Here is a 25,255-nt window from a genome sequence, read left to right as displayed (position 1 = left end):
CGCCGCGGTTCCTCAGCGCGCCGACAGCGCTGAGGGCGGGGACTCGGACGCGGGGGCCGGTTCCTCGCGGGCGGGGCTCCCGTCCCACACGACCTTCCGCCTGCGGGCGACCAGGAACAGCACGACCAGCGCCACACTGAACCAGACGTAGGTGTTGCCGATGAAATGCTGCCAGGGTGTCCACGCGGTCTCCCGGTGCTCGCCGTCGGGCAGCCAGTTGTGCGGGCCGATGACGAATATCGCCGCGGTCACCACGAACGTCACCCACCACCCGATCGCCCGCCTGCCGGGCAGGCGGGACGCGTGACCGACCATGGCGAACAACGCGGGCGCGATCCACACCCAGTGGTGGGACCAAGAGATCGGCGAAACCAGCAGCGTGAAGACGGCGTTGAGGGACAGCGCGAGCGCGGGCAAGTCGGCGGCTCGGCGCATGGCGGTGACCACCAGCGCGAGCAGCAACGCGCCGAGGATCAACCAGATGATGGTGAACGCGGGCTCGGGCGTTTCGAAACGAGAGAACACCGCTTGAATCGACTGATTCGTGTGGAATGCCGAACCGCTCAGCCCGGACACGTTGCCCAGGCCGCCGAACCAATACTTGACGGACTCCTTCGGCAGAATCGCGAAGCCGAGCGCCGTGGCGGCCGCGCCGGTGACCGCGGCGGTCGCGGCCGCGCGGTAGTCCCGCCGGACCAGGAAGTAGAGCACGAACGCCGCGGGCGTCAGCTTGATCGCGGCGGCGACGCCGATCAGCATGCCCCGGGGCCAGCGCGACTTGTGGGTGAGGCAATCGGCGGCGACCAGGGCCATCAGCAACAGGTTGACCTGACCGAAGTCCAGCGTGGAGTGAATCGGCTCCAGCAGCAGCCCCAGCGGAGTGGCGCACGCGGTGGCCCAGACCGCCAGCCGGCGCTGCGACTCGTCCGGCCACACCCGCCGCGCCACCAGATAGAGCGTGAGGGCCAACGCGGCCACCGACGAGACGAAGAAGCTCAACGCGGCGACGTCCCAGGGCAGCATCGCGAAGGGGCCGAGCGCGAGCGCGGCGAAGGGCGGGTAGATGAACGGCAGACCCGCTCCGATGGTGGTCTGCGGCAATTGCCCGTACATGTCGGCGCCGTGCCGCATGGCGTCCACGCCGAGGCGATACACCTGCAGGTCGATGAACCCGCCGGTGATCTTGTGGAACGGCCAGACCGGTGTCAGCAGACAGAACGCGGAGAACGCGAGTGCGAGAACCGGCGCCGGGCGCAGCGCGCGCGCGAGTCGACGGTTCTGGGACATCGGCGTTCCGGCGGTGGCGGTGACACTACTCATCCGCGGCGACTATACCGACCCGGGTCCGCTCGTTCACCACATGGGAGGCAGATTCGCGACTGTCGCGTGAGGGCCGCGGAAACGGGTAAGCCGCCACCAGCACGAGGGGCAGAGGAGGTCGGCCGATGGTGACGAAGGCGCCCGGCGCCGCGATGTACGTCCCCGAGAACGCGGATCTGACGCGGCTGCGGCAAGCGGCCTGCGACTGTCACGGGTGCGATCTCTACCGCCATGCCACGCAGACGGTGTTCGGCGCGGGGCCCCAGGACGCGGACGTGGTACTGATCGGCGAGCAGCCCGGCGATCAGGAGGACGTGGCAGGCCATCCGTTCGTCGGTCCGGCGGGGCGGCTGCTCGACCGGGCGCTGGCGGAGGTCGGCATCGACCGCGACGCGGTCTACCTGACCAACGCGGTGAAACACTTCAAGTTCGTGGAGCGCGGCAAGCGGCGCATCCACAAGCAACCCGGCCGCACCGAGGTGGTCGCCTGCTCGGCATGGCTCGACGCCGAACTCGATCTGCTGCGTCCGCGGTTGGTGGTGTGCCTCGGCGCGATCGCGGCGCAGGCTGTGCTCGGCCCGATGTTCAAGGTCAGCGCACGCCGCGGCGAGGTCGTCGAAACGGCCGACTTCCGCGCGATCGCCACCGTGCACCCGTCGTCGGTGTTGCGCGCGCCCGACCGTACCGCCGCCTACGAAGCGTTCGTCGACGATCTGCGCATAGTGCGGGAACACCTCGGCAAGTCGGCGGCGGCGCGCTGATCACGCGGCCAGGACAGGAGTGAGTGGATGAGCACCGACGAGATCGACCCGGAACTGCTGGAACTGGCCGCCAAGGTGTTCGACTTCGCTCGGCGCGGAGACACCGCGAGGTTGGCCGCCTATGTGGACGCCGGCGTGCCGGTCGACCTCACCAATGACGCGGGCGACACCCTGCTCATGCTCGCCGCCTACCACGGGCACGCCGATGCCGTGGCGGCGCTGCTGCAACGGTCGGCCGATCCGGACCGCGCCAACGACAAGGGCCAGACTCCGCTGGCCGGGGCGGTTTTCAAGGGCGAGAGCGAGATCGTGCGACAACTGGCAGCGGCGGGCGCCGACCCCGACGCGGGCACCCCGTCGGCCCGCGACGCCGCGGTCATGTTCGGCAAGACCGAGCTGCTGGAAATCTTCGGCTGAGCGGGCTACCCGCGCTTGCGCACAGCGGTGACGGCCTTGCGCGCTGCTACCAGAACGGGATCCCACACCGGGGAGAACGGCGGTGCGTAACCGAGATCGAGCATCGTCATCTGATCGACGGTCATCCGGGCGGTCAGCGCGACCGCGGCGATGTCGACGCGCTTGGCCGCGCCCTCCCGTCCCACGATCTGGGTGCCGAGCAAGCGTCCGGTGAGCCGCTCGGCGAGTATTTTCACCGTCATCGGCGCCGCGTCCGGGTAGTAGCCGGCGCGGCTGGTGGATTCGACCGCGACGGTCACGTATTGCAGGCCCGCTGCCCTGGCGTCCTTCTCCCGAAGACCGGTGCGGGCGACCTCGAGTTCGCAGACCTTGCTGACCGCGGTGCCCACGACGCCGGGAAAGACCGCGTATCCCCCGCCGATGTTCGCGCCGATGATCTGACCGTGCTTGTTGGCATGGGTGCCGAGCGGGATGTGGCGTTCCCGGCCCGAGACGAGGTCCAGCACCTCGACGCAATCGCCGCCCGCCCAGATGTTCTCGTGCCCGCGTACCCGCATGGCGACATCGGTCCGCAGCCCGCCGTACTCCCCCACCGGCAGACCGGCGGCGCGGGCCAGCTCGGTCTCCGGGCGCACGCCGATGCCGAGCACCACCACGTCGGCCGGGTATTCCGCGGTGTCGGTGACGACCGCGGCGATCCGGCCGTCGTCATCCGTCCGGAACTCGGACACCTCGGCGTCGCCGACCACCTTGACGCCCATTCCGCACATCGCGTCGCGCACCAGAGCCCCCATGTCGGGGTCGAGCGTGGACATGGGTTCCGAGCCGCGGTTGACCATCGTGACGTCGTAGCCACGCCGGATGAGGGCCTCGGCCATCTCCACGCCGATGTAACCGGCCCCGACCACGACGGCGCGGTTGCCGCGCGCCCGCTCCAGCGTGTCGAGCAGCGCCTGCCCGTCGTCGAGCGTCTGCACACCGTGCACACCGTTCGCGTCGATACCGGGCAGCCGCGGCCGGACGGGGCGGGCGCCGGTGGCGATGACGAGGTGGTCGTAGGACATCCATGCCGACGCGCCGGTTTCCCGGTCGCGATAGCGCACGCGAGCCTGCTCGGCATCGATCTCGGTGACCGCGGTGTGCAGCCGCAAGTCGATCTCGCGGGACCGATGTTCCTCGGGCGTGCGGGCGATCAGGGCATCCCGGTCGACGACGTGACCGCCGACCCAGTACGGAATGCCGCAGGCCGAGTAGGAGGTGAACCCGCCGCGTTCGAAGACCACGATCTCCAGCGCGTCGGCGTTCTTCATCCGGCGCGCCTGCGAGGCCGCCGACATTCCGGTCGCGTCACCGCCGATGACCACCAGTCGCTCGCTCATGGCTTCACGCTACGTTCGGCGTCCACCCGGCGGCCGCGTGGGCCACCGTTCCACGAATTTGCTGGTTGCGCTGCGGGTGACCGATCCGTACTTCACACTGATCTTCTGGCAAACGCGGTATGAGGGCAGCGTTTTGACCCGGGAGCACGACATGACCGAGATCCGACCCCCTTCCGACGACGAACGTCGGCTCGCCGAACTGGGCTACAAGCAGGAACTGGCCAGATCATGGTCGGGTTTCTCGAATTTCGCCATCAGCTTCACGATCGTGTCCATCCTGACCGGTGGATTGGCCAGCTACGGCATCGGTCTGGCGAACGGCGGCCCGATCACCATGGCCTGGGGGTGGCCGCTGGTCTCGCTCATGGTGTTGTTCGTCGGACTCGCCATGGCGGAACTGGCCTCCGCCTACCCGACCTCCGGCGGCTTGTACTGGTGGGCCGCCGAACTGGGCGGACCGGTGTGGGGCTGGTTCACCGGATGGTTCAACCTGATCGGGCAGATCGCCGTGACCGCGGCGATCGATTACGGCGCCGCCATCTTCACCACCGTGGTGTTGAACGTCGTCGGAATCGACATCGGCACCGACCGCACCGCGATTTTCTTGGTGTTCGCCGCCATCCTGGTCCTGCACGCCGTCTTGAACGTGATCGGCCCGCATCTGTCGGCGGTGATCAACAATGTGTCCGCGTGGTGGCACGTGGGTGGTGTGGCGATCTTCGTGGTCGTCCTCGGCTTCGGAGCGGAACACCACCAGAGTGCCCGATTCGTCTTCACCGAGACGGTGGACAACAGCGCGATCGGATTCGGCGGGGTCGCGTTCAGCTTCCTGCTCGGCCTGCTGCACGCGCAATACACTTTCACCGGCTACGACGCTTCCGCGCATATGTCGGAGGAAACACACGACGCGTCGCGGATGGCGGCCAAAGGGATCATCAACACGATCGTCGTGTCGGCGATCGCCGGATATCTGCTCATCATGGCGGTGACGTTCGCCATCCCGAATCTGGACGACGCGCTGGATCCCGCGAAGAACAGCGGCTATCCCGTGATCTACATCCTGGAGAACTCGCTGAACGGCTTCTGGTCGGGTTCGCTGCTGATCATCGCGGCGGTCGCGCAATTGTTCTGCGGATATGCCTCGGTGACTTCGGCTTCCCGCATGCTGTTCGCGTTCGCGCGGGACGGCGCGGTGCCGGGGTCGAGGTTCTGGTCGCGGCTTTCCACGCGCAAGGTACCGGTGCACGCGGTGCTGTTCATCTCGTTCTTCGCGTTCGTGCTGCTGATTCCGTCCATGCTGGTGCCCGCGGCGAACGCACCGACCGCCTACGCGGCGGCGACCTCGGTCGCGACCATCGGTCTCTACATCGCCTACGGCATTCCGATCCTGTTGCGGCAGCGGCACGGGAGCCGATTCCGCACCGGCCCATGGCGATTGGGCGCGTGGTATCGCCCGGTCGGAGTGGTCGCGTTGATCTGGATCGTGCTGATCAGCTTCCTGTTCATCCTGCCCACCGACGCCCGCGGCTATCCGTGGCACAGCGAATTCACCTGGAACACCGTGAACTACGCACCGATCACCCTGGTCGGCGTGGTGGGCGCGATCGGCATCTGGTGGCTGGCGTCGGCTCGGACCTGGTTCACCGGGCCGAAACGGACGGTGGACGAGCCGCCCGCCGACCAGCCTGAGCAGGAGGCGCCGGCCAACGCCTGAGGTACGACCGGTCCGGTCGCGGCTTCCCTGATCTGGCGTATCGAGTTTGTCGGCCTCGGTCGCTAGGGTGTGTCGGCATGGAAAGGACCGACCTGGTGCGTTTTTCGCCCGCCGGGAGAATTGTGTTCCCGGGCAATCCGTGGCCGGAAGGGCACGCGATCGAGGAGTTCGCGTGGACCGGCCGCATGGACCAGGCCGGCAGCCTGTGGTTCGATCTGCACCTGCGCTCCGCGGCGTACAACGCCGAACGCGACCCCGCTCACGGCGAGGAGGACGGCGAGGACTGGCTGTCGCCGATCGTGTGGCAGAACTATCACAGCTGCACGCTGTCGTCCACGTACTGGGGCGAGGACGACGCCACCGGCCTGCGCGCCGCGGCGCCGGGCCGGCCCTTTCGACTGAAATCCGAACAACCGCAGCGCCTCACGGTCGACCCGCTGCCCCTCGCGCACGCCGACGACGTCGGATACCTTGCGTTCAACATCTACCTGCTCGGGCACGACTCGGTCGCCGACCAGGAAGTGTCGTTCACCCGGCGATCCGACGGCAGGCACGACATCGACTGGCAGGGTCGAATCGCGCTGACCTACGCGGGTCAGGTCGAATTCCGGTACCGATTCCGGGCCCGGATATCCGGCGCCACCCTCGAATACATCCGTTTCCCGGCGGAAATCTCCGCCGATCGAGCGCTCCGCCAACTCGGCGCCGTGCTCGACGCGCCCGAGGAGTTCGAACTGGGCCTGGTCGACGGGCAGCCCGCGTGGGTGTCGAGAATGCCGGTCTAGCTTTTTCGGCGCCGGTTCACCGGTTGCCGGTATGGCCGGGCAGCACGCACACCGAATCCAAGCCGAGCACGTGGTTCAACCGGCCGAACGCCAGCCATGAGCCGATGCTCATGCTCAGTTCGACGACTTCGGCCTGACTGTAGCGGGCGAGCATCCGATGCCAGAACTCTTCGTCCAGGTTGTGATGGTCGGTGGCGTAACGCTCGGCGTATTCGGCGGCGAGCCGGGTGCGTTCGTCGAAAGCGTCGGTGGTGCGCCAGTTCGTGACGGCGTCGGCGAATTCGGGCTCGACCTTCACCCCGTCGCGTTCGGTGCGCCAGTCCATGCAGAACAGACAGCCGTTGATCTGGGCGATGCGCAGCCGGGCCGCCTCGAACTCACGCAGGCCGAGCGTGCTGTGCGAGTACACCGACAGCGAGAAATTCGAGGCGGCGACGCCGATGCCGGGGACCATCTCACCCCAGACGTAGCCGATCGGATCCTTGCCCTCGGGAACGTCGATGATCATGGGTGCTTCCTTCCGAGTTTGCCGACGGCGGGACGCAACGGGACATCCAGTGCGTCGTAGAGTCCGGGTTTCGCCGCCACCAGCCAGTCGATTGCGCCGACCAGCCGGCCGACGGCCGTGGCGTTCCCGCCCGCGGAGCGGTTGCCGTCTTCGTCGGTCGCCTCGACGGTCACTTCGATGCGCGGGTGCCCCTCGATGATCACCCGGTGCGCGCCCGCGCCGCCATCGGCCGGTACGGGCCAATCGGGCGCACACGTCGGATGGATGCGGGTGACGTGTTCGACGACCAGTCGCGGTTGCCCCACGACGATGCCCTGCACTTCGAAACGCACGGCGCCCTGGGTGCCTGCCTCGAATTCACCCATGGACGTCGTGGTGACGGTGGCGTCGAGGGAGCGCCGATCCAGCGTCTCGCGGATCTCGTCGAGTTCGACACCGAGCGCCCGTGCCATCAGCCGGATCTGCCCGCCCCACACCATGGTCGGCACCGACGGCGCGAGCATCGGCGGCTGATAGTCCATCGGCTGCCCCATGCCGACCAGGTAGCGCACCGAGTCCGGCTGGTCGTAGGTGGAGTAGTCGAAGATCTCCTGGCAGCGGATCGTCTCCACCGTGCTCCCGAGCCCGCTGATCAGCAGCGGCAGTACGTCGTTGCCCCAGCCGGGGTCGATACCGGAGACGAACAGCGATCCGCCGCTCTCCGCGATCGCCGCCAGTACCGGGTCGCGTACCTCCGGCGGTGCGTTGCGCGGATCGTAGAGGGCGTAGAGAGCCGGGGTGACGACCACCGCGCCCGCGCGCAGCGCGCGCACGATATCGGCGAGCGCGTCGTCCGGCCGGATGTCGCCGGAGGCCGCGTAGACCACCGCGTCCGGGCGTGCGCCGAGAACGGCGCCGACATCATCGCTCGCGGCGACGCCCAAGTCCCGATCCAGCCCGCCGAGTTCGCCCGCATCGCGGCCGACCTTCGCCGGATCGTGCACCAGCACCCCGGTCAAACGCAGCGCGGGGTGCGCGTCGACGGCCCGGATGGCCGCCCGGCCGACGTTGCCGGTTCCCCAGACCACCGTGGAGATCATCGATCGAGCGTAGCAAGCGCTTGGTCGGCTGTTCGGCGTTCCGGAAAAGCGCTCCGATCACCCTTAAGCGCCACAGGCACTCCGTCCGCCGGTTCCGGAAGCGACGGTCGCAGCGGACCGTTCGCCCATGGCAGCGCGGGACAGCGGCGTCGCCGATGCGATCCTTCTCCTCGCTTCGGATATCGACAACAGGGTCCGCACACGCGGCGCCGCCCGATTCCGCGCCCGGCTCGCCACTACGCACCATTGGGAAATGGCGTGAACTACCCGGTAGCGTTGGGGCTCGGGGCATTACCTACCGCCAGGGATCGCGGCGCAGTTCCGGTTCGCGGCGAGTACGGTATATCCCGCTGCCCGGCGCGGGGGCGGCGGTCGGGATCGGGTGGAAAGGCAGGCGCGCGACAGTGAACGAGCGGTATTCGTCGTGGGCTGCCCGGAATACGCCCGAAGAGCTGCCGCTGGCCGCGCGTTACCAGAGCGCGGATCCGATCCGCTGGCACGGCAGCATGGTCTACCCGATGTACACCGAGCAAGTCGGCCCCGCGCCCACCACCATCGCCTTGACCATGATCTCCGCCGCACCGCCCGCAGGGCTGCGTGGGCTCGGCATGGGTCTGTCGGTCGTCGACGGCTATCTGGACCTGCACGGACGTTCACTCGCCGGAGTCGACGCGTGGAGCGACGCGTTGGCCGCGGGGGTCAGCTTCGCCGTCACGCCCACCGCGCCGGTGACCCTGGTGACACTGACCCCCGTCTGGGTGGACGAATTCGGCACGCAGAAGTCGTGGACGGGCAACTACGGCATCGTCGTCGAGCACCGGCCCAACGGTCGCGTCGTGCTGTGGTGCAGCATCGGCGAGGGACCACCGAACTTCGCGAACCTGGTCGTGGAACTGTCCACCGCTCCCACACCGGTCGCCCCGGAGCCTCCGGCTCCCGCCGCGCCCGCGACGGCTCCGATCGGCATGAATCCGCCCATTCCGCAGGCGATCTCGTCGGCGGGCCCGCCCACCGCGCCTACCATGCCCGTTCCGCGTATCGACGCCGCTACGGCCGCGAGCGCATCCGCGACGGCGGCCGAACGGCTCACCGGGGTTTCCTCGGCAGCCGTCGGTGGCGGTGCCGAGAAAACGACGGAAGCGACCCAGCCCCGCCGCGCAGGCAGTCTCTTCGTGAATCTGCAGTCGTCCCGCGCCACACGATCCACTGCGGAAACTCCACCTTCCGCTCCCGGCTCCCGAGCCCCGGACAGCGCGCAGCCGGCGTCGAGCTCGACCACCCAGTCGGCTGGGCCGCAGCCGGAGTCCGAAGTACCCGCCCGAAACCTCGCTCACCATCCGAGGATCGCGCACGAGAGAACGGCGGCGGACTCGTACGGAACCTTCGGACCTCCGGTCGCACATACACACCCGCCCGAGGACCCGGCACGCTCCCGCACCGGCCTGCTGCTCGGCAATACGCCACCCGCACCGAACGCTCCGCTACCCGCTCGCCCCGCGGCGGACGGCCCGAGCACCGAAGCCAGCCCGATCGTCGCGAATCCCTGGACCGCGCACCCATATCGCGCACTCGACCCCATCGGCACACACACCCAACCCCAAACAGACACCTCACCTCCCGGGTCCGGGCCCGTCCCCCAGGACACTCGAGTCCCGCCCACCACCTCCCCCTCGGCAGACGGCCCGCACTCCGGATCGAACCCGCGGGGCGCGAACCGTCCAACTGCGGCGGACCCCAGCGCACTCGACCCCAGCGGCACACACACCCAACCCCAAACAGACACCTCACCTCCCGGGTCCGGGCCCGTCCCCCAGGACACTCGAGTCCCGCCCACCGCCTCCCCCTCGACGGACGGTCCGCACTCCGGATCGAGCCCGCGGGTCGCGAACCGTCCGACGGCGGACCCATATCGCGCATTCGACCTCGCCGGCACGCACGCCCAGCCCCCGGCGCAGACTTCGCCTTCGAGTTCTGGCGCTGCAGAGCCGAATCACATCCAGCGAGAATCGAACTCACCGCTCGGCGGACAGGTGTCGCAAACGCCCCCGGCAGCGGAGAAACACGTCCGTGAGCTCGACCCGGTGGACACCAACAGCACCCCCCCGGCGAGCGTGCCGAGTGCCCGGGTTCCCGATACCGCGTCGGTGCCGAACGGAGTCCCGCAGCCCGGCGAACGGCCCGCTCCGGTCGACGCCCCGCCCCGGGCGGGCGAGTCCAGGCAGTCGGGCGACCCCGGGTATCGCGGTGCGCTCTACGACCTCGGCGTCGCGATGTACCGCCGCGGCGACGAAGAGCAGGCATGCGGACTGTGGGCGCAGGCCTCCGATGCCGGGCACGCCGGTGCCGCCTACGAACTCGGCAGGGTTCGGCTGCGGCGCGGCGATCCCGTCGGGGCCGAATCCTGGTGGCGCACCGCCGCCGACCGCCACGAGCCGCGCGCCATCGCCGAACTCGCCGATCTCCTCGACCAGCTCGGCAAGCACGCAGAGGCCAAGTCCTGGCGGGCCTACGCCGCCGAGCGGCAAGACCCGGACGTGGTCGGCCAGTCGACGCCGCGCTGAACTCCACGGTGCCGCATCCGGAAAAGAAGTGGCACACGGCTGGGTGACGGTCGTACGGTGCGGGACATGTGTGGCAGTCCCGGCATGAACGGAGCGTACGCGGTCGGCGCGCATTACCTCCGGCTGCGTACGGAGGCCTGGGCTCTGCCGGTGCACCGTACCGCTGCGATCTCCTGATCCGTTCGAGCGGAATCCGCGTCGGTGACCGGTAGCGGTCGCCGCACTCTTCGTGTCCTGGCATGGGTCCGGGCGAATCGACCTTCCCGATTCGACCACTCCGTTCGGAGGACACCCATGTCCCGCCATCATTCCCTTTCGCGTGCCCGCGGCAGCGACCCGTCGACCACGCGAAAGCGGCTCTCGCAGAACTTCCTCACCGACGCACGCGCCGCCCGGCTGATCGTGCACGCCTCCGGCGTCACCGCCGACGATCTCGTTCTCGAAGTCGGACCCGGTGACGGCATACTGACCAGGCAATTGCTGACCGTGAGCGGCCGGGTCCGCGCCTACGAGAAGGATCGGCGCTACGCGGCACTGCTGGGCCGCCGATACGCGGACGATCCGCGAATCCAGTCGTACCACAGCGATTTCCGCACGGTGCGCCCGCCTCGGGAGCCGTTCGCCGTCGTGGCCAACGTGCCGTTCGCCATCACCACCGACATCGTGCGCTGGTGCCTGGCCGCGGGCGGGCTCACCTCCGCGACCCTGCTCACCCAGCTCGAATTCGCTCGCAAGCATCCGGTGATTACGGCCGCTGGACCAAGCTCACCGTCGCCCACTGGCCGACGACGGCGATCGAACTGGGCGCGCGCGGCGGCAGGCACAGTTTCCATCCGGTTCCGCGAGTCGATGCCGCCGTCCTGCGGTTGCGCAACCGAGCCGCTGGTGCCGCGCGAGCAGCTCGGCGCTTACCGCAGGCTGGTCGAGTTGGGTTTCTCCGGAGTAGGGGGAAGCGTGGCCGCACCGGACCCGCTACAGGAACGTATCGGATACATTCATGCATCGAGACGTGGACAGGAGCAGCGTGACCAACTTCGGCGACTACCAGAACGAGATCTACTTCCAAGGGCTCGGCGGTGTGCTGCCCGATTTCCCGATGACGTATGCCGACCTGGAAGCCAAGGCCCGGGCGGCGCTGCCACCGGGGATCTGGTCGTACGTCGCGGGCGGAGCCGGCGACGAGCTCACCCAGCGTGCCAATGTGACGGCCTTCGAGAAACTGGGCCTGATCCCGCGCATGTTGCGCGCGAGCAAGACGCGCGACCTCTCGATCGAACTGTTCGGCATGACGCTGCCGACGCCGATCTTCCTTGCCCCGGTCGGCGTGATCGGGCTGTGCGCCCAGGACGGGCACGGCGACATCGCCACCGCCAAGGCCGCGGCGCGCACCGGCGTCCCGATGGTCGCCTCCACCCTCACCGTCGATCCGCTTGAGGCCGTGGCGGCGGAGTTCGGCGACACACCCGGGATGTTCCAGCTCTACACCCCCACCGATCGGGATCTCGCGCAGAGCCTGGTCCAGCGGGCGGAAGCGGCGGGATTCAAGGCCATCGTGGTCACTTTGGACACCTGGGTGCCCGGCTGGCGCCCGCGCGATCTGAGGAATTCCAACTTTCCTCAGCTGCGCGGCCACTGCCTGGCCAACTACTTCAGCGATCCGGTCTTCCGAGCCCTGCTGCCCAGCCCACCCGAACAGGATCCGAAAACCGCCATCCTCACCTGGATCTCGCTGTTCGGCAACGCGCTGACCTGGGACGACCTGGCGTGGCTGCGATCGCTAACCGACCTGCCGCTCGTCCTCAAGGGCATCTGCCATCCCGACGACGCACGGCGCGCCAAGGACGCGGGCGTCGACGGCATCTACTGCTCGAATCACGGCGGCAGACAAGCCAATGGCGGCATCCCCGCGATCGAGCATCTGCCGTTGGTGGTCGCGGCGGCCGACGGCCTGCCGGTGCTGTTCGACTCCGGCGTCCGCACCGGCGCCGACATCGTCAAAGCGCTGGCGCTCGGCGCCACGGCCGTCGGCATCGGACGCCCCTACCCCTACGGGCTCGCCCTCGGCGGTGTCGACGGCCTCGTGCACGTGGTGCGTTCGCTGCTCGCCGAGGCCGATCTGCTGATGGCGGTGGACGGCTACCCGACGATCGCCGACCTCGGTCCGGAAGCGATCCGGCGGCTCGCCTGATCCACGCGAAAAACAGCGGACGTCAGGCGAAACGCCCCCCGCGTACGGCTCGCCCGACGACCAGGGCGGGCGGCACGCGCGGGGCGGCTCGAAATCAGGCCGACAGCGGTGTGAAGTCCCGGCTGCCGATGTAGCCCGGTCGCGGCGCGGGCGCGGCGAACGGGTCGACGAGCGTGTTGTGCACGCTGTTGAACACCACGAAGATGTTCGAGCGCGGGAACGGCGTGATGTTGTTCGACGACCCGTGCATCAGGTTGGAGTCGAACAACAGCGCCGAGCCCGCCCGGCCGGTGAACTGACTGATCCCGTACCGGTTCGCGAGCGCGGTGATGTCGTCGCTCGTCGGCACGCCGATCTCCTGCTCCTGCAACGACTCCCGGTAATGCTCGGCCGGAGTGCTGCCCAGGCACGGCACGAAGGTGTGGTGCGAGCCCGGCATCACCATGAGACTGCCGTTGATCGGATAGTTGTCGGTCAGCGCGATCGACAGGCTCACCGCTCGCGGCGCGGGCATGCCGTCCTCGGCGTGCCAGGTCTCGAAATCGGAGTGCCAGTAGAAACCGGTGCCGCGGAAACCGGGCATGTAGTTCACCCGGCTCTGGTGCACGTACACCGGCGACCCCAGCACCTGTTCGGCCAGCCGGAGCACCCGCGGCTGACGCACCAGTTCGGCGATCGCCTCGCTCAGCTTGTGCACCTCGAAGACCGAACGCACCCGGTTCGACGACTTCTCCACGATGACACGGTCGTCGTCGCGCAGCGCCGGATCGTTCGCCAGCCTGGTGATCTCCTCGCTGTACTCGCCCACTTCCGTGGGCGTGAGCAGCTGATCCAGGATGGCGAACCCATCGGCGTCGAACGAGGCCAGTTCCGGGCTCTCGACCTCCCCCCACACCGCGGGGTCGGCACGCTCCAAGTGCGGAGCGGGCGCGCCGAGACGGGTCGGGTAGCGATCGTAGCGAGCCGTCTCGGGCGGTGTTTCGGTGTGCTGCAGAACCATTGGTGTCCTCAACTTCCGATCGTCGCGGTGACCAGCGGATAGACGCCGTTGCTGTCGTGAACCTCCTGACCGGTGACCGGCGGGTTGAACACGCACATCATCCGCATCGTGGTGCGCACCTCCAAGCGGTGGCGTTCGTGTCCGTCGAGCAGGTACATCGAGCCGGGCGCGAGCTCGTAGGTGACGCCGTTGTCCAGATCGGTGAGCGTGCCCTCGCCTTCGACGAGCCACACGGCCTCTACGTGATTCAAATAGTGGAACTCGTGTACCGTCCCGGCGTCAATGGTGGTCTCGTGGAACGAGAAGCCGACGCCGTCGCCGCCCAGGACGATGCGCTTGCTGCGCCAGCCTGGGCCCGCGACGTCGCGCTCGGTACCGGTGATCTCCGCGGTGTTGCGCACGATCATGCGATCGCCCCCATCCCGCCGCACACCGCCTCGACGGCGCCGGTGAGGACGCCGAGCCCCTGGTCGAGTTCCTCGTCGGTGACCGTCAGCGGCGGCAGCAGCTTCACCACCTCGTCGGTCGAGCCGGAGGTCTCCACCAGCAGCCCGCGCTCGAAGGCGATCTGGCAGACCTTGCCCGCCTGTGAGGGATCGTCGAACACCACGCCTTGCACCAGTCCGCGTCCACGGGTCGAGACGCCGGGGAAGTGCGCGGCCAGCTCGCCCAAGCTGCGCGCGATCTTCTCCCCCTTGGCCAGGGTCGCGGTCTGCAGGGCGTCGTCGGACCAGTAGTGGCGCAGCGCGGTCGTCGCGGTGACGAACGCGGGGTTGTTGCCGCGGAAGGTGCCGTTGTGCTCACCCGGCGACCACTCGTCCAGCTCCGGCTTGAACAGCACCAGTGCCATGGGCAGGCCGTAGCCGCCGATCGACTTCGACAACGTCACGATGTCGGGCGTGATGCCCGCGATCTCGAAGGAGAAGAACGGTCCGGTGCGGCCGCAGCCCATCTGCACGTCGTCGACGATCAACAGGATCTCCCGCTCCGTGCACAGCCCGGCGAGGTGGCGCAGCCACTCCGCGCGGGCGACGTTGACGCCGCCTTCGCCCTGCACCGTCTCCACGATCACCGCGGCCGGGCGGTCGAAGCCCGACGAGGTGTCGTCGAGCACCTTCTCCATCCACTGGAAGTCGGCGGTGGTGCCGTCGAAGTAGCCGTCGTAGGGCATGTGCGCGGCGTGCACCAAGGGCACACCGGCGCCCGCGCGCTTGGCGGCGTTGCCGGTGACCGACAGCGCGCCGAGGGTCATGCCGTGGAAGGCGTTGGTGAAACTGACGATGGTCTCGCGGCCGGTGACCTTACGCGCCAGCTTGAGCGCGGCCTCGACCGCGTTGGCGCCGGTCGGGCCGGGGAACTGGACCTTGTAGTCCAGGCCGCGCGGGGTGAAGAGCGTGTCGCGCAACGTCTCCAGCAGTTCGCGCTTGGCTCCGGTCGACATGTCGAGGCCGTGGGTGATGCCGTCGCTCGCGATGTAGTCCAGCAGCGAGCGCTTGAGCACATCGTTGTTGTGCCCATAGTTCAGGGCACCGGCGCCCGCGAAGAAGTCCAGGTAGTCCTTGCCTTCCTCGTCGCGCAACCAGCTGCCCTTCGCCGTGGTGAACACGGTGGGCCAGGCGCGGCAGTAACCGCGCACGTTCGACTCCAGACTCTCGAAAACGGTGGTGTCCGCGTTGATCATCGGTGATCCTCCTCGGTGGTGCGGGCGGTCGGGGCGATGCGATACAGGTCTTCGGGTGCGTGGCTGTCGGGGAAGACGCCCGCGTCGAACAAGTGGCGCTTGGTCACCTCGGCGCCGCGCGCAGCGGCCACCGACGTGAACAGCGCGATGGAACCGGCGTTGTCCGGCGAGATGGTGGTTTCGAGCACTGAAACTCCCTGAGCCGCGACGCTGTTGAGCAACGTGTGGAGCAGCTCGGCACCGATGCCGCGGCCGCGCTGCGCGCGGTCCACCGCGATCTGCCAGACGAAGACGGTGTCGGGCGCCTGCGGACGGACGAATCCGATCACGTATCCGACGACGCGACCGTCGGATTCGGCGACCACCGAGGTTCCGGCGAAGTCCCGGCACCACATCAGGTACGCGTAGCTCGAATTGACGTCCAGCACCGCGGAATTCTTCGCGATGCGCCACATCGGGGCGCCGTCGCCCAAGCGGGGCGTGCGCAGGACCACGGCGGGTCCGGCGCTTCTCCGAGACGGGGTGGCCCCCAGAGCGGCCGCGGCGTTCCCGACGCGCGATCGCTCGATCTCCGCTGGGGACAGGGTTGGCGATGACATACAACTCCCTCGTCTGATCAGCAGTACTTATCCAGGCTTGCGAAGCGACTTTGAGGTGAACCTGTCGACTTCTTTACGGTCGTATTACGGATGGATGTCGCCGAGCCGGGGCAACCGCACGACGAATCGCGCGCCGCCGCCGGGACGGTCGGTGCAGTGCACCCCGCCACCGTGCGTGGCGACCGTCTCGGCGACCAGCGCCAATCCGATCCCCGTCCCGTCCGGCGAGCGGCGGCCGCTGCGGGCGGTGGCGAATCGTTCGAAGATCCGGTCGCGGTCCGCGGCGGGGACGCCGGGGCCCGCGTCGTCGACGGTGAGCACCGCGTCGGTGCCGTCGCGGTCGATGCCGACCGCGACCACACCGCCGCCGTGCCGGTCGGCGTTGTGCAGCAGGTTCGCCACCGCGCGCTCCAGTTCGACCTTGCGGCCGCGCACGGTGACGTCCTGGCGCACCGTGAGCAGCTCACCCGGATAGCGACGGTCGCTCAGCGTGTGCACCAGCAGGTCGCGCACCGACAGCGGCTCGGCGTCGCCGTGATGCATGCCCGCTTCCACCCGCGCCAGGGCGAGCAGATCGTCCAACAGTTTGCGCAGGTGCTCCACCTCGGCGGTGACCAGGCCGAGCGCCCGTTGCGAACGTTCCGGCAGATCCCCGCGGTGCCGGTTGAGCACATCGACGCTGGCCATCAGGGTGGTCAGGGGCGTGCGCAGCTCGTGGCTGACGTCACCGAAGAGCCGGTGTTCGCGCTCGATGCGCCGTTGCAGCGAGTCCACCATGGTGTTGAACGACTCGACGGTGATCGCCAGATCCTGGTCCCCGGTCGCGGGCAACCGCTGGTCGAGATCACCGGAGGCGATCCGCGCGGCGGTGCCCGCAAGCTGATGCAGCGGGGTCAGCACCCGCCTGCTCGCCCACCAGCCGACCGCCGCGCCGATCAGGGTGACCACGACGGCGCAGCAGATGAGCACGTTGCGCAGCAGATCGAGATCCGCGTTGAGATCTCCCGGCGATTCGCTGCCCGCGTGTGTTCGCTGCGCTTCCAGGTAGCCGCGGCTGATCACGAAGACCGAAACGACCAGTACCAGCGACATCAGCGCGGCGATCGTCGCGAAGACGGCGGTCACCCGGGCGCGAAGGCTCCAGGCGTTCGGATTCCAGCGTTCGGCGTCGGAGCAGCGTTCAGCGGCGCACATCGAGGCGATAGCCGAGTCCGCGCACCGTCACCACGATGCGCGGATCGGACGGATCCCGCTCGATCTTCGTGCGCAAGCGGCGCATGTGCACGTCCACGATGCGTTCGTCGCCGAAAAACCCACGGTCCCAAACCCGTTCGAGCAGCGCCGTGCGGCTGAGCACCCGGCCCGGCGTCTCGGCCAGCTCACACAGCAAACGGAATTCGGTGAGCGTCAGCCTGATCTCCTCGTCGCCGCGGCGCACCACCCCGCTGTCCTGCGCGAGGACCAGCGGAGCCGTGTCGTCTGCCTCGAGCACCATCTCCTGCGGCGTCTCCCGTTCGGCGGTCAGCCGGAAGCGGCGGCGCACCGCGCGCATACGAGCGGTGATCTCCTTGATTTCGAACGGCTTGGTCACGAAATCGTCGGCACCCGCCTCCAGGGCGGCCACCACGTCGTGGGTGTCGTCGCGAGCGCTGACCACGATGATCGGGACGTCATGGTCGCGGCGGATCTCCCGGATACACTCGAACCCGTCCATGCCGCCGAGCATCAGATCGACGATCATCACATCGGGAACACCGTTGCTGCGCAGATGAGTGAGCGCGTCTTCGGCTTCCTCCGCCTCGTCGACGTCGTATCCCTCGTCTTCCATAGCGAGCCGTAAGGCACCGCGGACCCGGTCGTCGTCTTCCACGATCATCAGGTTTGCGCTCAAGACCTTATCCCTTGCAGACATGCGGAAGCGCGTCACGATGCGGACAACCGCATCCCCATACCGACGCGACCTTCCGCTTTTCGAGCAACCTTTGCTCGGCTTCGAGTACCCCTGTGCCCGGCCGGTAAACGTCCGGCAGACCGATGTGGGGCCTCTTGGTTGTTCCATCGACGCTATACGCCCGCCCGACTCGGGCAGCACCGGGGCGGCAGAGGAACTCGCCTTCCGCGCACCGCGGCACGACGCGGAGAACGATACCGACCGCGAAAAGTGCACGGTAACAGACCTTTTCGAACAAGCGATCACATCGGGCCGGGCCTGCGCGATCCGTAGGGTCGACAACAGATTTCGCGAGGCGATCGTGCCGTGCGTCACATTGCTTCCGATGCGCCGATCACGGGCGCACGACCGTGACCGGTCTCACGACTAATCCAGCGGCCGCCCGGCTATCGCGGCGGCTCCAAACGGTTGAAGTTGCTCGGCGGATCATCGGTGCCGCGCTCCACGTACCAGAAGCGAAGTTTCCTGGCATCGAAGGTGGCGAACCACTCTTCCCACCGCACCGGGCGCAGCACGGCGCCCCCATACCCGGGAAAGTCGAATCGCAACACCCCGAGCCGTCCGTCGTGCTCGCTGCCCGGCACTGTCGCGGGCCGGGCTCCGCGCTGGGCGGCCCAGCGGCGGATGACATCGTGGTTCCTGGTGACGGAGATCCCTCGGGACTGGATCGACGCCCCCGGCCCACCCGGTCCGAACCGCGGATTCCGGGTGCCTGGGCGGCGCTGGTCGGTCATGACGAGCTCCTCGAGCCATCGGCATCTGTTGTCCGGTTCCTGTCTAACTACCCGTTGGGCCTGTTACGCAAACTGGTCGGCCGAACCGTGGCTGCCGCGCGAACCGGTTGGCGCCGTGATCGATGGGTAACCGGCCGATGATCGGCCGGACGAAGCGCGGTCGCCGCCGTAGCGCACGCCGATCACCCGAACGAGGAGGAGTTCGCATGTCCACCGACAGCGCGACACAGCCGGTCCCGCCCACGCCCGAGCCGGACCCCGTACCGCCCATCCCGGAACCGGATCCCGTACCGCCGATTCCCGAGCCGGACCCCATTCCGGAGCCCAATCCTGTTCCGCCGGAACCTGATCCGCATCCGCTGCCACCGGTGCCAGGCCCCGCGCCACGTCCGCCGGTACCAGGACCGGCGCCGACGCCCCCCGTGCCGGATCCCGGCCGCCCTTCGCCGGACCCCGGTCTGCCCGGGCCGTCGCCGGACCCGACTCCGCCGAATCCGGTGTAACGGGCCGACGTCAGTCCCGCAGCGCCTGCTCGCGCAGCGCGTTCAAGGTCCGGGAAAGAATGCGCGAAACGTGCATCTGGGAGACTCCGAGCCGCTCGGCGATCTGATTCTGCGTCAACGACTCGAAGAAACGCATGGTCAGCACCTGACGCTCACGCTCGGGAAGTTCGCCGAGCAGCGGTTCGACTGCCATCACGTCCTCGACCAGGTGATAGGAGGGCTCTTCGGCGCCGAGGCTGTCCAGTAGCGGCTGCGCGGTGTTCTCGGCGTCCTCACCGGCGGCCGCGTCGATGGACGACGACTGGTAGGCGTTGCCCGCGATCAGCGCTTGGGTCACCTCCACGAGCTCGACGTCCAGCTCGGCCGCGATCTCCCTGGCGCGTGGCATCCGGCCCAGTCGCTGGGACAGCGTTTCGACGATCGGACCGATACTCAGCTGGATCTCCTTGGTCCGGCGGGGCACCCGCACCGCCCAGGTGTTGTCCCGGAAGTGCCGCCGGACCTCGCCCATGATCGTGGGCACGGCGAAGGACAGGAACGACGATCCGCGCGTGACGTCGAAACGGTCCGCTGCCTGCACCAACCCCAGGCGGGCCACTTGCAGCAGGTCGTCGAAGTTCTCGCCGCGCCCGGCGAACTTGCGGGCGATGTGCTCGGCCAGCGGCAGGCATCGTTCGATCAGCTCCCGACGCATCGGCACACGTCGTGGATCGCCGGGATCCAGCGCGGCGATCTTCTCGAACAGCGGCTCGATGTTGTCGTAGGTATCCCCGCGCGACCTCGGCTCACCCGCCATTCGGCGCACCTCGCACCCAGCTGAAGTCGATCACTGTCGGATATCCGCCGAGCACACTGTCGTAGGAGCCCTGCGCGGCGGCGATCGAATCGGTCAGCGTGCGTACGATGTGCCAGCCGAGCCCGGCGTGCCCGAGCACCGACTCGGTGACCGCCACCGAGGAGACGTGCACGAACATCTTGCCGTCGTCATAGGTGAACTCGCAGTCGATCGTCGAGCCAACGGCGGCGTCGATGATGAGCGAGGTCGCCACCTCGTCGAGCGCGAGCCGGATATCGGTCACCTCGTCCAAGGCGAAGTCCGCGATGAGGGCGACTGTCTCGGCGAGCGCGCGGAGCATGGTCAACTGTTCCAGCCGAGCGGGCACCCGTACACCGACTGTCGTCGTGTCGGTCGAGGATCGGGAAGTCGACTCCCCCATTTGCCCATCACCACCTTGTCCTCACAGCCACTCCACTGCGGCCTGCATACCGCCGCCGAGTTCTCCTTCTCAGCCACCGGAACACCGCGGACGCCACGGACTGTGGAGCGGAATATCGCCGCGTTCCTCGTCCGGGACGTACCCGCCGGGATGGGATCGAAACGCCGGTCAGTCGCCGTCGATGCGCTCGTGGGCGGTGAGCAGCAGATGATCGAATTCGGTGCGCAGGCCAACCGTGACGCCGGCCAGCCCGGGCAGATCGGCGACCAGCCGCGCGGCCAGTTTGCGCAGTTTGACGTTGGTCTCCTGCGATCGCCAGCTCAGCACACGGAACGCCTGCTCGGGGCCGACGCCGTAGATCAGCATGAGCGCGCCCTTCGCCTGCTCGATCACCGCTCGGGCGGCGTACAACTCGGGCAGGGCGTCGTCCAGCGTCTCCTGCCGGTGCTCCTCGAGGGTGTCGGTGACGTCGATGTAGTAGCCGGAGGTGCCCACCACCAGCCCCGAGTCGTCGATCATCCGGTCGGCGACCAGGACCACGTGGTGGACCGCGCCGGCGGTGTCGATGATGCGATGGCGACTGGAGAACGGTTCCGCGTCGGCGATCGACCGCGCCAAGGCGCTGGCCACCGCTTCGCGATCGTCCGGGTGCTTGTGCTTCAGCAACAACTCCGTGGTCGGCGTCACCGTCCCCACCGCGTAACCGTGCATCGACGCGACCTCGTCCGACCATTCCCAACGCTGGTCGGCGAACCAGAAACGGAAACTGCCGACACTTTGCGGCCTTCCGGTACCGATCACCTGGTCCAGCGCGAGGGCATTCTCGGGCTGGACCGACCTGCTTTCACTCACCGCTGAAGTATCCGATGCCGACGCGCCCGGTGTGACCGGATCGGGAGCGGTCACACCGGCGAGCACCGGTCTCGGGCGACAGTCTTCGGCTCAGGCGTCCAAAGCTGTGCGCATGGACTGGTAGCGGGGGAACAACGACCGCACGCCGGTCACCTCGAGTGCCCGCTCGACTCCCGGTCCGCCCACGACGATGCGCAGGTCCGGACGACCCAACCCCTCTCTGCGCAGCGCACCGAGCCGCACGGCCGCGCGCAGACTCAAGAACCTCGCCGCTCGCAGATCGATCACGACGGCATCGCACGGTGACTGCAACGCACGCTCGACCGTCTCGAAGAACTCGGCCGACACGGCGGCGTCCAACTCGCCTTCGACCCGGACCACCACGCATTCGCGACGGCGGTCCACCCGCTGTGCCCACAACCGGTTGTCCCGACGACGTCCCGGTCCCGAACCATTGAGATGCACGCCCTCGGCGTGGTCCCGTAGCAGAGAAATGGCAGACAAGTCGAACCTCCCGTGTAGGGGGTATCCAGTCCTCCGCGACGGCCGGAGAGGGCAGCGCGCGAATCGGTTGCCGTGCCGTCCCATCGACCGGCTGCGCCGAATGCGTCGAACCGGGGTCGGCTGTGATCTCAACCTCCCTACAGTGTGGCACGGCCGACCCCTTCCCGACAGCGTTCGGTAGGAGAACGTGACCCGCCGCCGGAGGGCCCGCGGCCGGTACGAACCGACCGGTCGGCCGGGAATGTGGCCGCTGACGTGGGGTTTCATCGGGCCGACCGCGGGCATATACCGAACATATTCCCGAACGTCACGCGATGCTGGTCGTAGGGCAACCGCGCGTATCCGCGCGTCCGGATGCCGCCCGCGACGAGAACGGAGCACCCGGTGAAGATTGCCATGGTTTCCGAAGATGCCAGCCCGCTCGCCGAAGGCAGCCCCGCCGACGGGGGCGTCCGCGGCGCCTATGTAGCGGAGTTGTCGGCCGCCTATGCCCGCCGGGGCCACGACGTGACGGTTTATACCCGACGTATCAGTCCGCACGCCCCGGCCGAGTTGCTCGCCGACGGCGGCTATCGCGTGGTGCACGTCGCGGCCGGACCGCCCAACCCCTTGCCGAGCGACCGCACCCTGCCCTACCTCGGTGACTTCGGCACCGTGCTGCGACGGCACTGGGGTGCCGATCGGCCCGACATCGTGCACGCGCACTACTGGAAGTCCGGGCTCGCCGCCGAACTGGCCTCCCGCGCCCACGGCATCCCGGTGGTGCTGACCTTCCACGGGCTCGGCACCGTGCAGCGGCGCTGCGAAGGTCTCGCCGACCCGAGCCCACGCTCGCGGATCCGCTTCGAGCGGCTCATCGCGACGCGGGCGGCGCACGTGGTGGCGACCTGCTCCGACGAGGTCGGGGAGCTGGCCAGGATGGGCGTGCCGCGCTTCCGTACCTCGATCGTGCCGCACGGGGTCGACCTCACGAGGTTCACCCCGGAGGGCGCGGTCGCCGATCGGCACGCCACGCACCGGCTGCTCGCGGCCGGAGAGTTGGTGCGCCGCAGCGGATTCGACCCCCTTATCGGAGCGCTGGCGGAGCTGCCGGACACCGAGCTGGTGATCGTCGGCGGCCCCGCCGCCGACGACGAGGACGACGCCGAAGGCCGCAGGCTGCGCCGCATCGCATCGGATCATGGTGTGCGAGAATGGCTTCGATTGACCGGACCGGTCACGCGGCCGACCATGCCCCGGCTGTACCGCTCCGCCGACGTCGTGCTCTGCACGCCCTGGTACGAGCCGTTCGGCCGGGTGGCGCTGGAGGCTATGGCCTGTGGGAAGCCGGTGATCGCCACGGCTGTCGGCGGCCTGCTGGATACCGTGGTCGACGGCGTCACGGGACGATTCGTCGCTCCGCCCGAACCCGCTGCCATCGTGCGGGCGGTGCGCCCGCTCCTGGCGGACTCGACGTTGCGCGAAACCTGGGGCGCGGCAGCCTATCAGCGGGCCGCGAGCCGCAATTCCTGGGATCGGGTCGCGGTCGAGACGCTCAGCGCCTACCACCGCGGCGCACCCGCTCACGCGGGCGAGGTCGTCTCCTGGGCGCGGTGAATCAGTAGTGCTCGGCGCGGACGTCCTCGGACGCGCTGCGCCAGCGCCACGGGGCGACGAGCCATGTCGACACGAACAACGCGACGGCGGCGATACCGGTCACCACCGCCGCTGCCGTGCCCGTCACATAGTCGACCACGAGAACCACCGCGCCGATCAACGCGAGACCCAGCAGTGCGACGCCGGCCATCGCGCACCGGTGCGCCGCCCAGACGACATTGCCCAGCCGGTGCCTGCGGAACAGGATCCGATGCCAGGACACCGGTGCGATCAGAAACACCGTCGCCCCCAGCACAGCAGCCAAAGTGGCGAGGTACAGCGCTCGCAAGCCCGGCGCCAGCGTGCCGAACGACGCCTGGAACGGCAGCACCAGCAACGCCCCGAACAGGAATTGCACACCGGTCTGGACGACGCGCAACTCTTGGATCAGGCTCGCCCAGTTCCGGTCCAGTCGTTCCAGCTCGGTCTCGCCGCGCGCACGGCGGGCCCAGTCGTCGTCCTCACCCTCGGGCACGCGCGGCCTCCCGGCGGTTGCGTTTCTTGATCGCCTCGACGAGTTCGTCCTTGCTCATCCGCGAGCGCCCGGTGACGTCGAGTCGCCGGGCGACCTCCAGCAGGTGTTGTTTCGACGCGTTGGCATCGACGCCTTCGGCCGTCTCACCTCGCGCGTCCGGCCCGTGTTGCCTGGCGCGTTCGTCCGAGGGACCGCGGTGCGCCTTGGGCTCCCAGTGGTCGCCGACTTTCTCGTAGCTGTGCTTCAGCGCGGCATAGGCGACGCGGTGGGCGCGCTGTTCGTTCCCGTCGTACTGCTCCAGCGCGGCGTCGTGCGCCTCGGCGAAGGTGCGCTGCGCCTTCTCCTCCGACCGCTTCAGCGTGCTCGGCAACTCGGACTTCTTCACATCGCCGCGCGCTGTCGTCTTGGGCATGTGTCGCTCCTTCCCTGCTCGCGAGGTTGGTCCGAAGTGGTCCGAAAGCCCGGTGCCGGGCCGCATCGGGCCCTCCGGATATCCGGACGCATACCCGGTGAAACGTCGATTAACCCGGTGTCCGCCGGGTACCACCGCTGCATGGCCGTTACCACCGATCAGCTGCTGCATGCGCTCACCCGCACGGTGAACGCATTGGCGGCGACAGACATCCGATTCGCGGTGGCGGGCGGCTGCGCGGTCTACGCCCGTGGCGGCCCCACCTCCCAACACGACGTGGACATCTTCGTCAAACCGGCGGACAGCGGGCGGGCGATCCAAACGCTGGCGCGTGCGGGGCTGCGGGTGTGCGACCCGCCGGAGAACTGGCTACGCAAGGTCTACGCCGACGACATCCTGGTGGACGTCATTCACCGCCCGAACGATCGCGAGGTGACCGACGAACTGCTCGACCGGGCCACCGAGATGCGGATCGGGCCCGCCAAGGCCCCGGTGATCAGCGGTACCGACCTGATGATCGACAAGATGCTCGTCTTCGACGCGCACCGCCTTGATCTCAGCCCGATTCTGCACATCGCGCGCGACCTGCGTGAACAGGTCGACTGGGAGGTAGTGCGCGAGCAGACCAAGGCCTCGCCCTACGCGCGGGCCTTCCTGGGCCTGCTGGACGATCTCGGCATCACCCGCACCGGAAAGGTGGAGTAGATGGAGCAGCCGCAATACCTGGTCGCACGATTGCGCCGGGCGCTGGCCGAGGATCCCCGCACCGCCGAACTCGGTGTGCAGGTGACCATTCGCGGCGACGTCGTGGTGCTGTGCGGCGAGGTGAGCAGCGAGAACTGCAAGCAGCAGATGGAAACTGTCGTGCGCGAACAGCTTCCGCACGCTCGGATTCACAACGACGTCCATGTCACCCGTCCCACGGCACCCGTCGAAACCGAGACGCTGGAGCCGGACGGATCCGAAAGGAGTTGAGCGGC

The 25,255-nt window shown here is 68.5% G+C and carries 27 protein-coding genes and 1 pseudogene; 11 read left to right on the top strand and 17 right to left on the bottom strand.

Annotated features, from left to right (window positions below; all coding sequences use genetic code 11):
- Positions 1 to 12 precede the first annotated feature (12 nt).
- Entirely contained in the window at positions 13 to 1,320 is a 1,308-nt protein-coding gene (locus tag AB0L97_RS21835; protein WP_364432330.1) for a glycosyltransferase 87 family protein, read from the bottom strand.
- Positions 1,321 to 1,445: 125 nt separating this feature from the next.
- Between AB0L97_RS21835 and AB0L97_RS21830 the strand changes: the two genes are divergently transcribed.
- Both AB0L97_RS21830 and AB0L97_RS21825 read left to right on the top strand, forming a co-directional pair.
- Entirely contained in the window at positions 1,446 to 2,081 is a 636-nt protein-coding gene (locus tag AB0L97_RS21830; RefSeq protein ID WP_364432327.1) for a UdgX family uracil-DNA binding protein, read from the top strand.
- 27 nt (positions 2,082 to 2,108) lie between these two features.
- Complete coding sequence (locus AB0L97_RS21825) at positions 2,109 to 2,498, top strand: ankyrin repeat domain-containing protein (RefSeq protein WP_355075288.1); 390 nt, start codon at positions 2,109 to 2,111, stop codon at positions 2,496 to 2,498.
- 5 nt (positions 2,499 to 2,503) lie between these two features.
- Here AB0L97_RS21825 and AB0L97_RS21820 read toward each other — a convergent pair whose 3' ends face one another.
- Positions 2,504 to 3,877 carry an FAD-dependent oxidoreductase gene (locus AB0L97_RS21820; protein ID WP_364432323.1) on the bottom strand — a complete coding sequence of 458 codons (1,374 nt, stop codon included), beginning with the start codon at positions 3,875 to 3,877 and terminating at the stop codon, positions 2,504 to 2,506.
- A 151-nt stretch (positions 3,878 to 4,028) separates the two neighbouring features.
- Here AB0L97_RS21820 and AB0L97_RS21815 point away from each other — a divergent pair, with 151 nt between their 5' ends.
- The gene (locus tag AB0L97_RS21815; protein ID WP_364432320.1) at positions 4,029 to 5,591 is read left to right on the top strand and encodes an amino acid permease; all 1,563 of its coding nucleotides are present in this window, start codon (positions 4,029 to 4,031) and stop codon (positions 5,589 to 5,591) included.
- Positions 5,592 to 5,668: 77 nt separating this feature from the next.
- Positions 5,669 to 6,376: a hypothetical protein gene (locus AB0L97_RS21810; RefSeq protein ID WP_364432317.1), complete on the top strand. Its 708-nt coding sequence runs from the start codon at positions 5,669 to 5,671 to the stop codon at positions 6,374 to 6,376.
- 16 nt (positions 6,377 to 6,392) lie between these two features.
- Here the strand turns inward: AB0L97_RS21810 and AB0L97_RS21805 are convergent, their stop codons facing one another.
- Positions 6,393 to 6,884 (bottom strand): carboxymuconolactone decarboxylase family protein, encoded by a 492-nt coding sequence (locus AB0L97_RS21805; protein WP_355075281.1) that lies wholly within the window; start codon positions 6,882 to 6,884, stop codon positions 6,393 to 6,395.
- Entirely contained in the window at positions 6,881 to 7,963 is a 1,083-nt protein-coding gene (locus AB0L97_RS21800; protein WP_364432313.1) for a dihydrodipicolinate reductase, read from the bottom strand. Before AB0L97_RS21800 ends, AB0L97_RS21805 begins: the two co-directional genes overlap by 4 nt.
- 127 nt (positions 7,964 to 8,090) lie before the next feature.
- Here AB0L97_RS21800 and AB0L97_RS21795 point away from each other — a divergent pair, with 127 nt between their 5' ends.
- The 4 genes and pseudogenes from AB0L97_RS21795 (at position 8,091) to AB0L97_RS21780 (ending at position 12,712) form a co-directional block, all read left to right on the top strand.
- Positions 8,091 to 8,225, top strand: coding sequence for a hypothetical protein (locus AB0L97_RS21795; RefSeq protein ID WP_364432310.1), 135 nt, complete (start codon positions 8,091 to 8,093; stop codon positions 8,223 to 8,225).
- A 142-nt stretch (positions 8,226 to 8,367) separates the two neighbouring features.
- A complete protein-coding gene (locus AB0L97_RS21790) occupies positions 8,368 to 10,524 on the top strand; it encodes a hypothetical protein (protein ID WP_364432308.1) in 2,157 nt (718 codons plus the stop codon).
- Between the two features lie 294 nt (positions 10,525 to 10,818).
- Positions 10,819 to 11,199 (top strand): annotated as a pseudogene (locus AB0L97_RS21785) (rRNA adenine N-6-methyltransferase family protein); the annotation flags it as partial.
- Positions 11,200 to 11,548: 349 nt separating this feature from the next.
- Entirely contained in the window at positions 11,549 to 12,712 is a 1,164-nt protein-coding gene (locus AB0L97_RS21780; RefSeq protein WP_364432305.1) for a lactate 2-monooxygenase, read from the top strand.
- A gap of 94 nt (positions 12,713 to 12,806) precedes the next feature.
- Here AB0L97_RS21780 and thpD read toward each other — a convergent pair whose 3' ends face one another.
- The 11 genes from thpD to AB0L97_RS21725 all read right to left on the bottom strand — a co-directional run bounded on the left by thpD (position 12,807) and on the right by AB0L97_RS21725 (position 21,753).
- Positions 12,807 to 13,712: an ectoine hydroxylase gene (thpD, locus tag AB0L97_RS21775; RefSeq protein WP_355075271.1), complete on the bottom strand. Its 906-nt coding sequence runs from the start codon at positions 13,710 to 13,712 to the stop codon at positions 12,807 to 12,809.
- 8 nt (positions 13,713 to 13,720) lie between these two features.
- Positions 13,721 to 14,119 carry an ectoine synthase gene (locus tag AB0L97_RS21770; RefSeq protein ID WP_364432301.1) on the bottom strand — a complete coding sequence of 133 codons (399 nt, stop codon included), beginning with the start codon at positions 14,117 to 14,119 and terminating at the stop codon, positions 13,721 to 13,723.
- Entirely contained in the window at positions 14,116 to 15,393 is a 1,278-nt protein-coding gene (ectB, locus tag AB0L97_RS21765; RefSeq protein ID WP_355075267.1) for a diaminobutyrate--2-oxoglutarate transaminase, read from the bottom strand. Before ectB ends, AB0L97_RS21770 begins: the two co-directional genes overlap by 4 nt.
- A complete protein-coding gene (gene ectA, locus AB0L97_RS21760) occupies positions 15,390 to 15,992 on the bottom strand; it encodes a diaminobutyrate acetyltransferase (RefSeq protein WP_355075265.1) in 603 nt (200 codons plus the stop codon). The genes ectB and ectA overlap by 4 nt, the downstream gene beginning before the upstream one ends.
- An 84-nt stretch (positions 15,993 to 16,076) precedes the next feature.
- Positions 16,077 to 17,186 carry a HAMP domain-containing sensor histidine kinase gene (locus AB0L97_RS21755; protein ID WP_356965705.1) on the bottom strand — a complete coding sequence of 370 codons (1,110 nt, stop codon included), beginning with the start codon at positions 17,184 to 17,186 and terminating at the stop codon, positions 16,077 to 16,079.
- Positions 17,173 to 17,883, bottom strand: a complete 711-nt coding sequence (locus tag AB0L97_RS21750; protein WP_355075261.1) for a response regulator transcription factor — start codon at positions 17,881 to 17,883, stop codon at positions 17,173 to 17,175. Before AB0L97_RS21750 ends, AB0L97_RS21755 begins: the two co-directional genes overlap by 14 nt.
- Positions 17,884 to 18,329: 446 nt before the next feature.
- A complete protein-coding gene (locus AB0L97_RS21745; protein WP_356965703.1) occupies positions 18,330 to 18,677 on the bottom strand; it encodes a hypothetical protein in 348 nt (115 codons plus the stop codon).
- A gap of 513 nt (positions 18,678 to 19,190) precedes the next feature.
- Positions 19,191 to 19,976 carry an RNA polymerase sigma factor SigF gene (locus AB0L97_RS21740; protein WP_364432294.1) on the bottom strand — a complete coding sequence of 262 codons (786 nt, stop codon included), beginning with the start codon at positions 19,974 to 19,976 and terminating at the stop codon, positions 19,191 to 19,193.
- Positions 19,966 to 20,397 (bottom strand): anti-sigma factor, encoded by a 432-nt coding sequence (locus tag AB0L97_RS21735; protein ID WP_355075255.1) that lies wholly within the window; start codon positions 20,395 to 20,397, stop codon positions 19,966 to 19,968. The genes AB0L97_RS21740 and AB0L97_RS21735 overlap by 11 nt, the downstream gene beginning before the upstream one ends.
- A gap of 168 nt (positions 20,398 to 20,565) precedes the next feature.
- On the bottom strand, positions 20,566 to 21,249 hold the full coding sequence (locus tag AB0L97_RS21730; RefSeq protein ID WP_364432290.1) for a PAS and ANTAR domain-containing protein: 684 nt from the start codon (positions 21,247 to 21,249) through the stop codon (positions 20,566 to 20,568).
- 90 nt (positions 21,250 to 21,339) lie between these two features.
- Entirely contained in the window at positions 21,340 to 21,753 is a 414-nt protein-coding gene (locus AB0L97_RS21725) for an STAS domain-containing protein (RefSeq protein ID WP_355075253.1), read from the bottom strand.
- A 384-nt stretch (positions 21,754 to 22,137) separates the two neighbouring features.
- Here AB0L97_RS21725 and AB0L97_RS21720 point away from each other — a divergent pair, with 384 nt between their 5' ends.
- On the top strand, positions 22,138 to 23,349 hold the full coding sequence (locus tag AB0L97_RS21720; protein WP_364432286.1) for a glycosyltransferase: 1,212 nt from the start codon (positions 22,138 to 22,140) through the stop codon (positions 23,347 to 23,349).
- Between the two features lies 1 nt (position 23,350).
- On the opposite strand, the gene AB0L97_RS21715 is transcribed toward AB0L97_RS21720, so the two are convergent.
- Both AB0L97_RS21715 and AB0L97_RS21710 read right to left on the bottom strand, forming a co-directional pair.
- Positions 23,351 to 23,863: a DUF6328 family protein gene (locus AB0L97_RS21715; protein ID WP_355075250.1), complete on the bottom strand. Its 513-nt coding sequence runs from the start codon at positions 23,861 to 23,863 to the stop codon at positions 23,351 to 23,353.
- Positions 23,850 to 24,275: a ChaB family protein gene (locus tag AB0L97_RS21710; RefSeq protein ID WP_364432282.1), complete on the bottom strand. Its 426-nt coding sequence runs from the start codon at positions 24,273 to 24,275 to the stop codon at positions 23,850 to 23,852. The genes AB0L97_RS21715 and AB0L97_RS21710 overlap by 14 nt, the downstream gene beginning before the upstream one ends.
- 141 nt (positions 24,276 to 24,416) lie before the next feature.
- Here AB0L97_RS21710 and AB0L97_RS21705 point away from each other — a divergent pair, with 141 nt between their 5' ends.
- Positions 24,417 to 24,980: a nucleotidyltransferase family protein gene (locus tag AB0L97_RS21705; RefSeq protein ID WP_355075246.1), complete on the top strand. Its 564-nt coding sequence runs from the start codon at positions 24,417 to 24,419 to the stop codon at positions 24,978 to 24,980.
- On the top strand, positions 24,981 to 25,250 hold the full coding sequence (locus AB0L97_RS21700) for a BON domain-containing protein (protein WP_355075244.1): 270 nt from the start codon (positions 24,981 to 24,983) through the stop codon (positions 25,248 to 25,250).
- The last annotated feature ends 5 nt before the right edge of the window (positions 25,251 to 25,255 follow it).

It is taken from the genome of Nocardia sp. NPDC051911 (assembly GCF_040681035.1).
Taxonomy (GTDB): domain Bacteria; phylum Actinomycetota; class Actinomycetes; order Mycobacteriales; family Mycobacteriaceae; genus Nocardia; species Nocardia sichangensis.
Note: the sequence above shows the minus strand (reverse complement) of the source record. Positions and strands in the feature narration are given on the sequence as shown.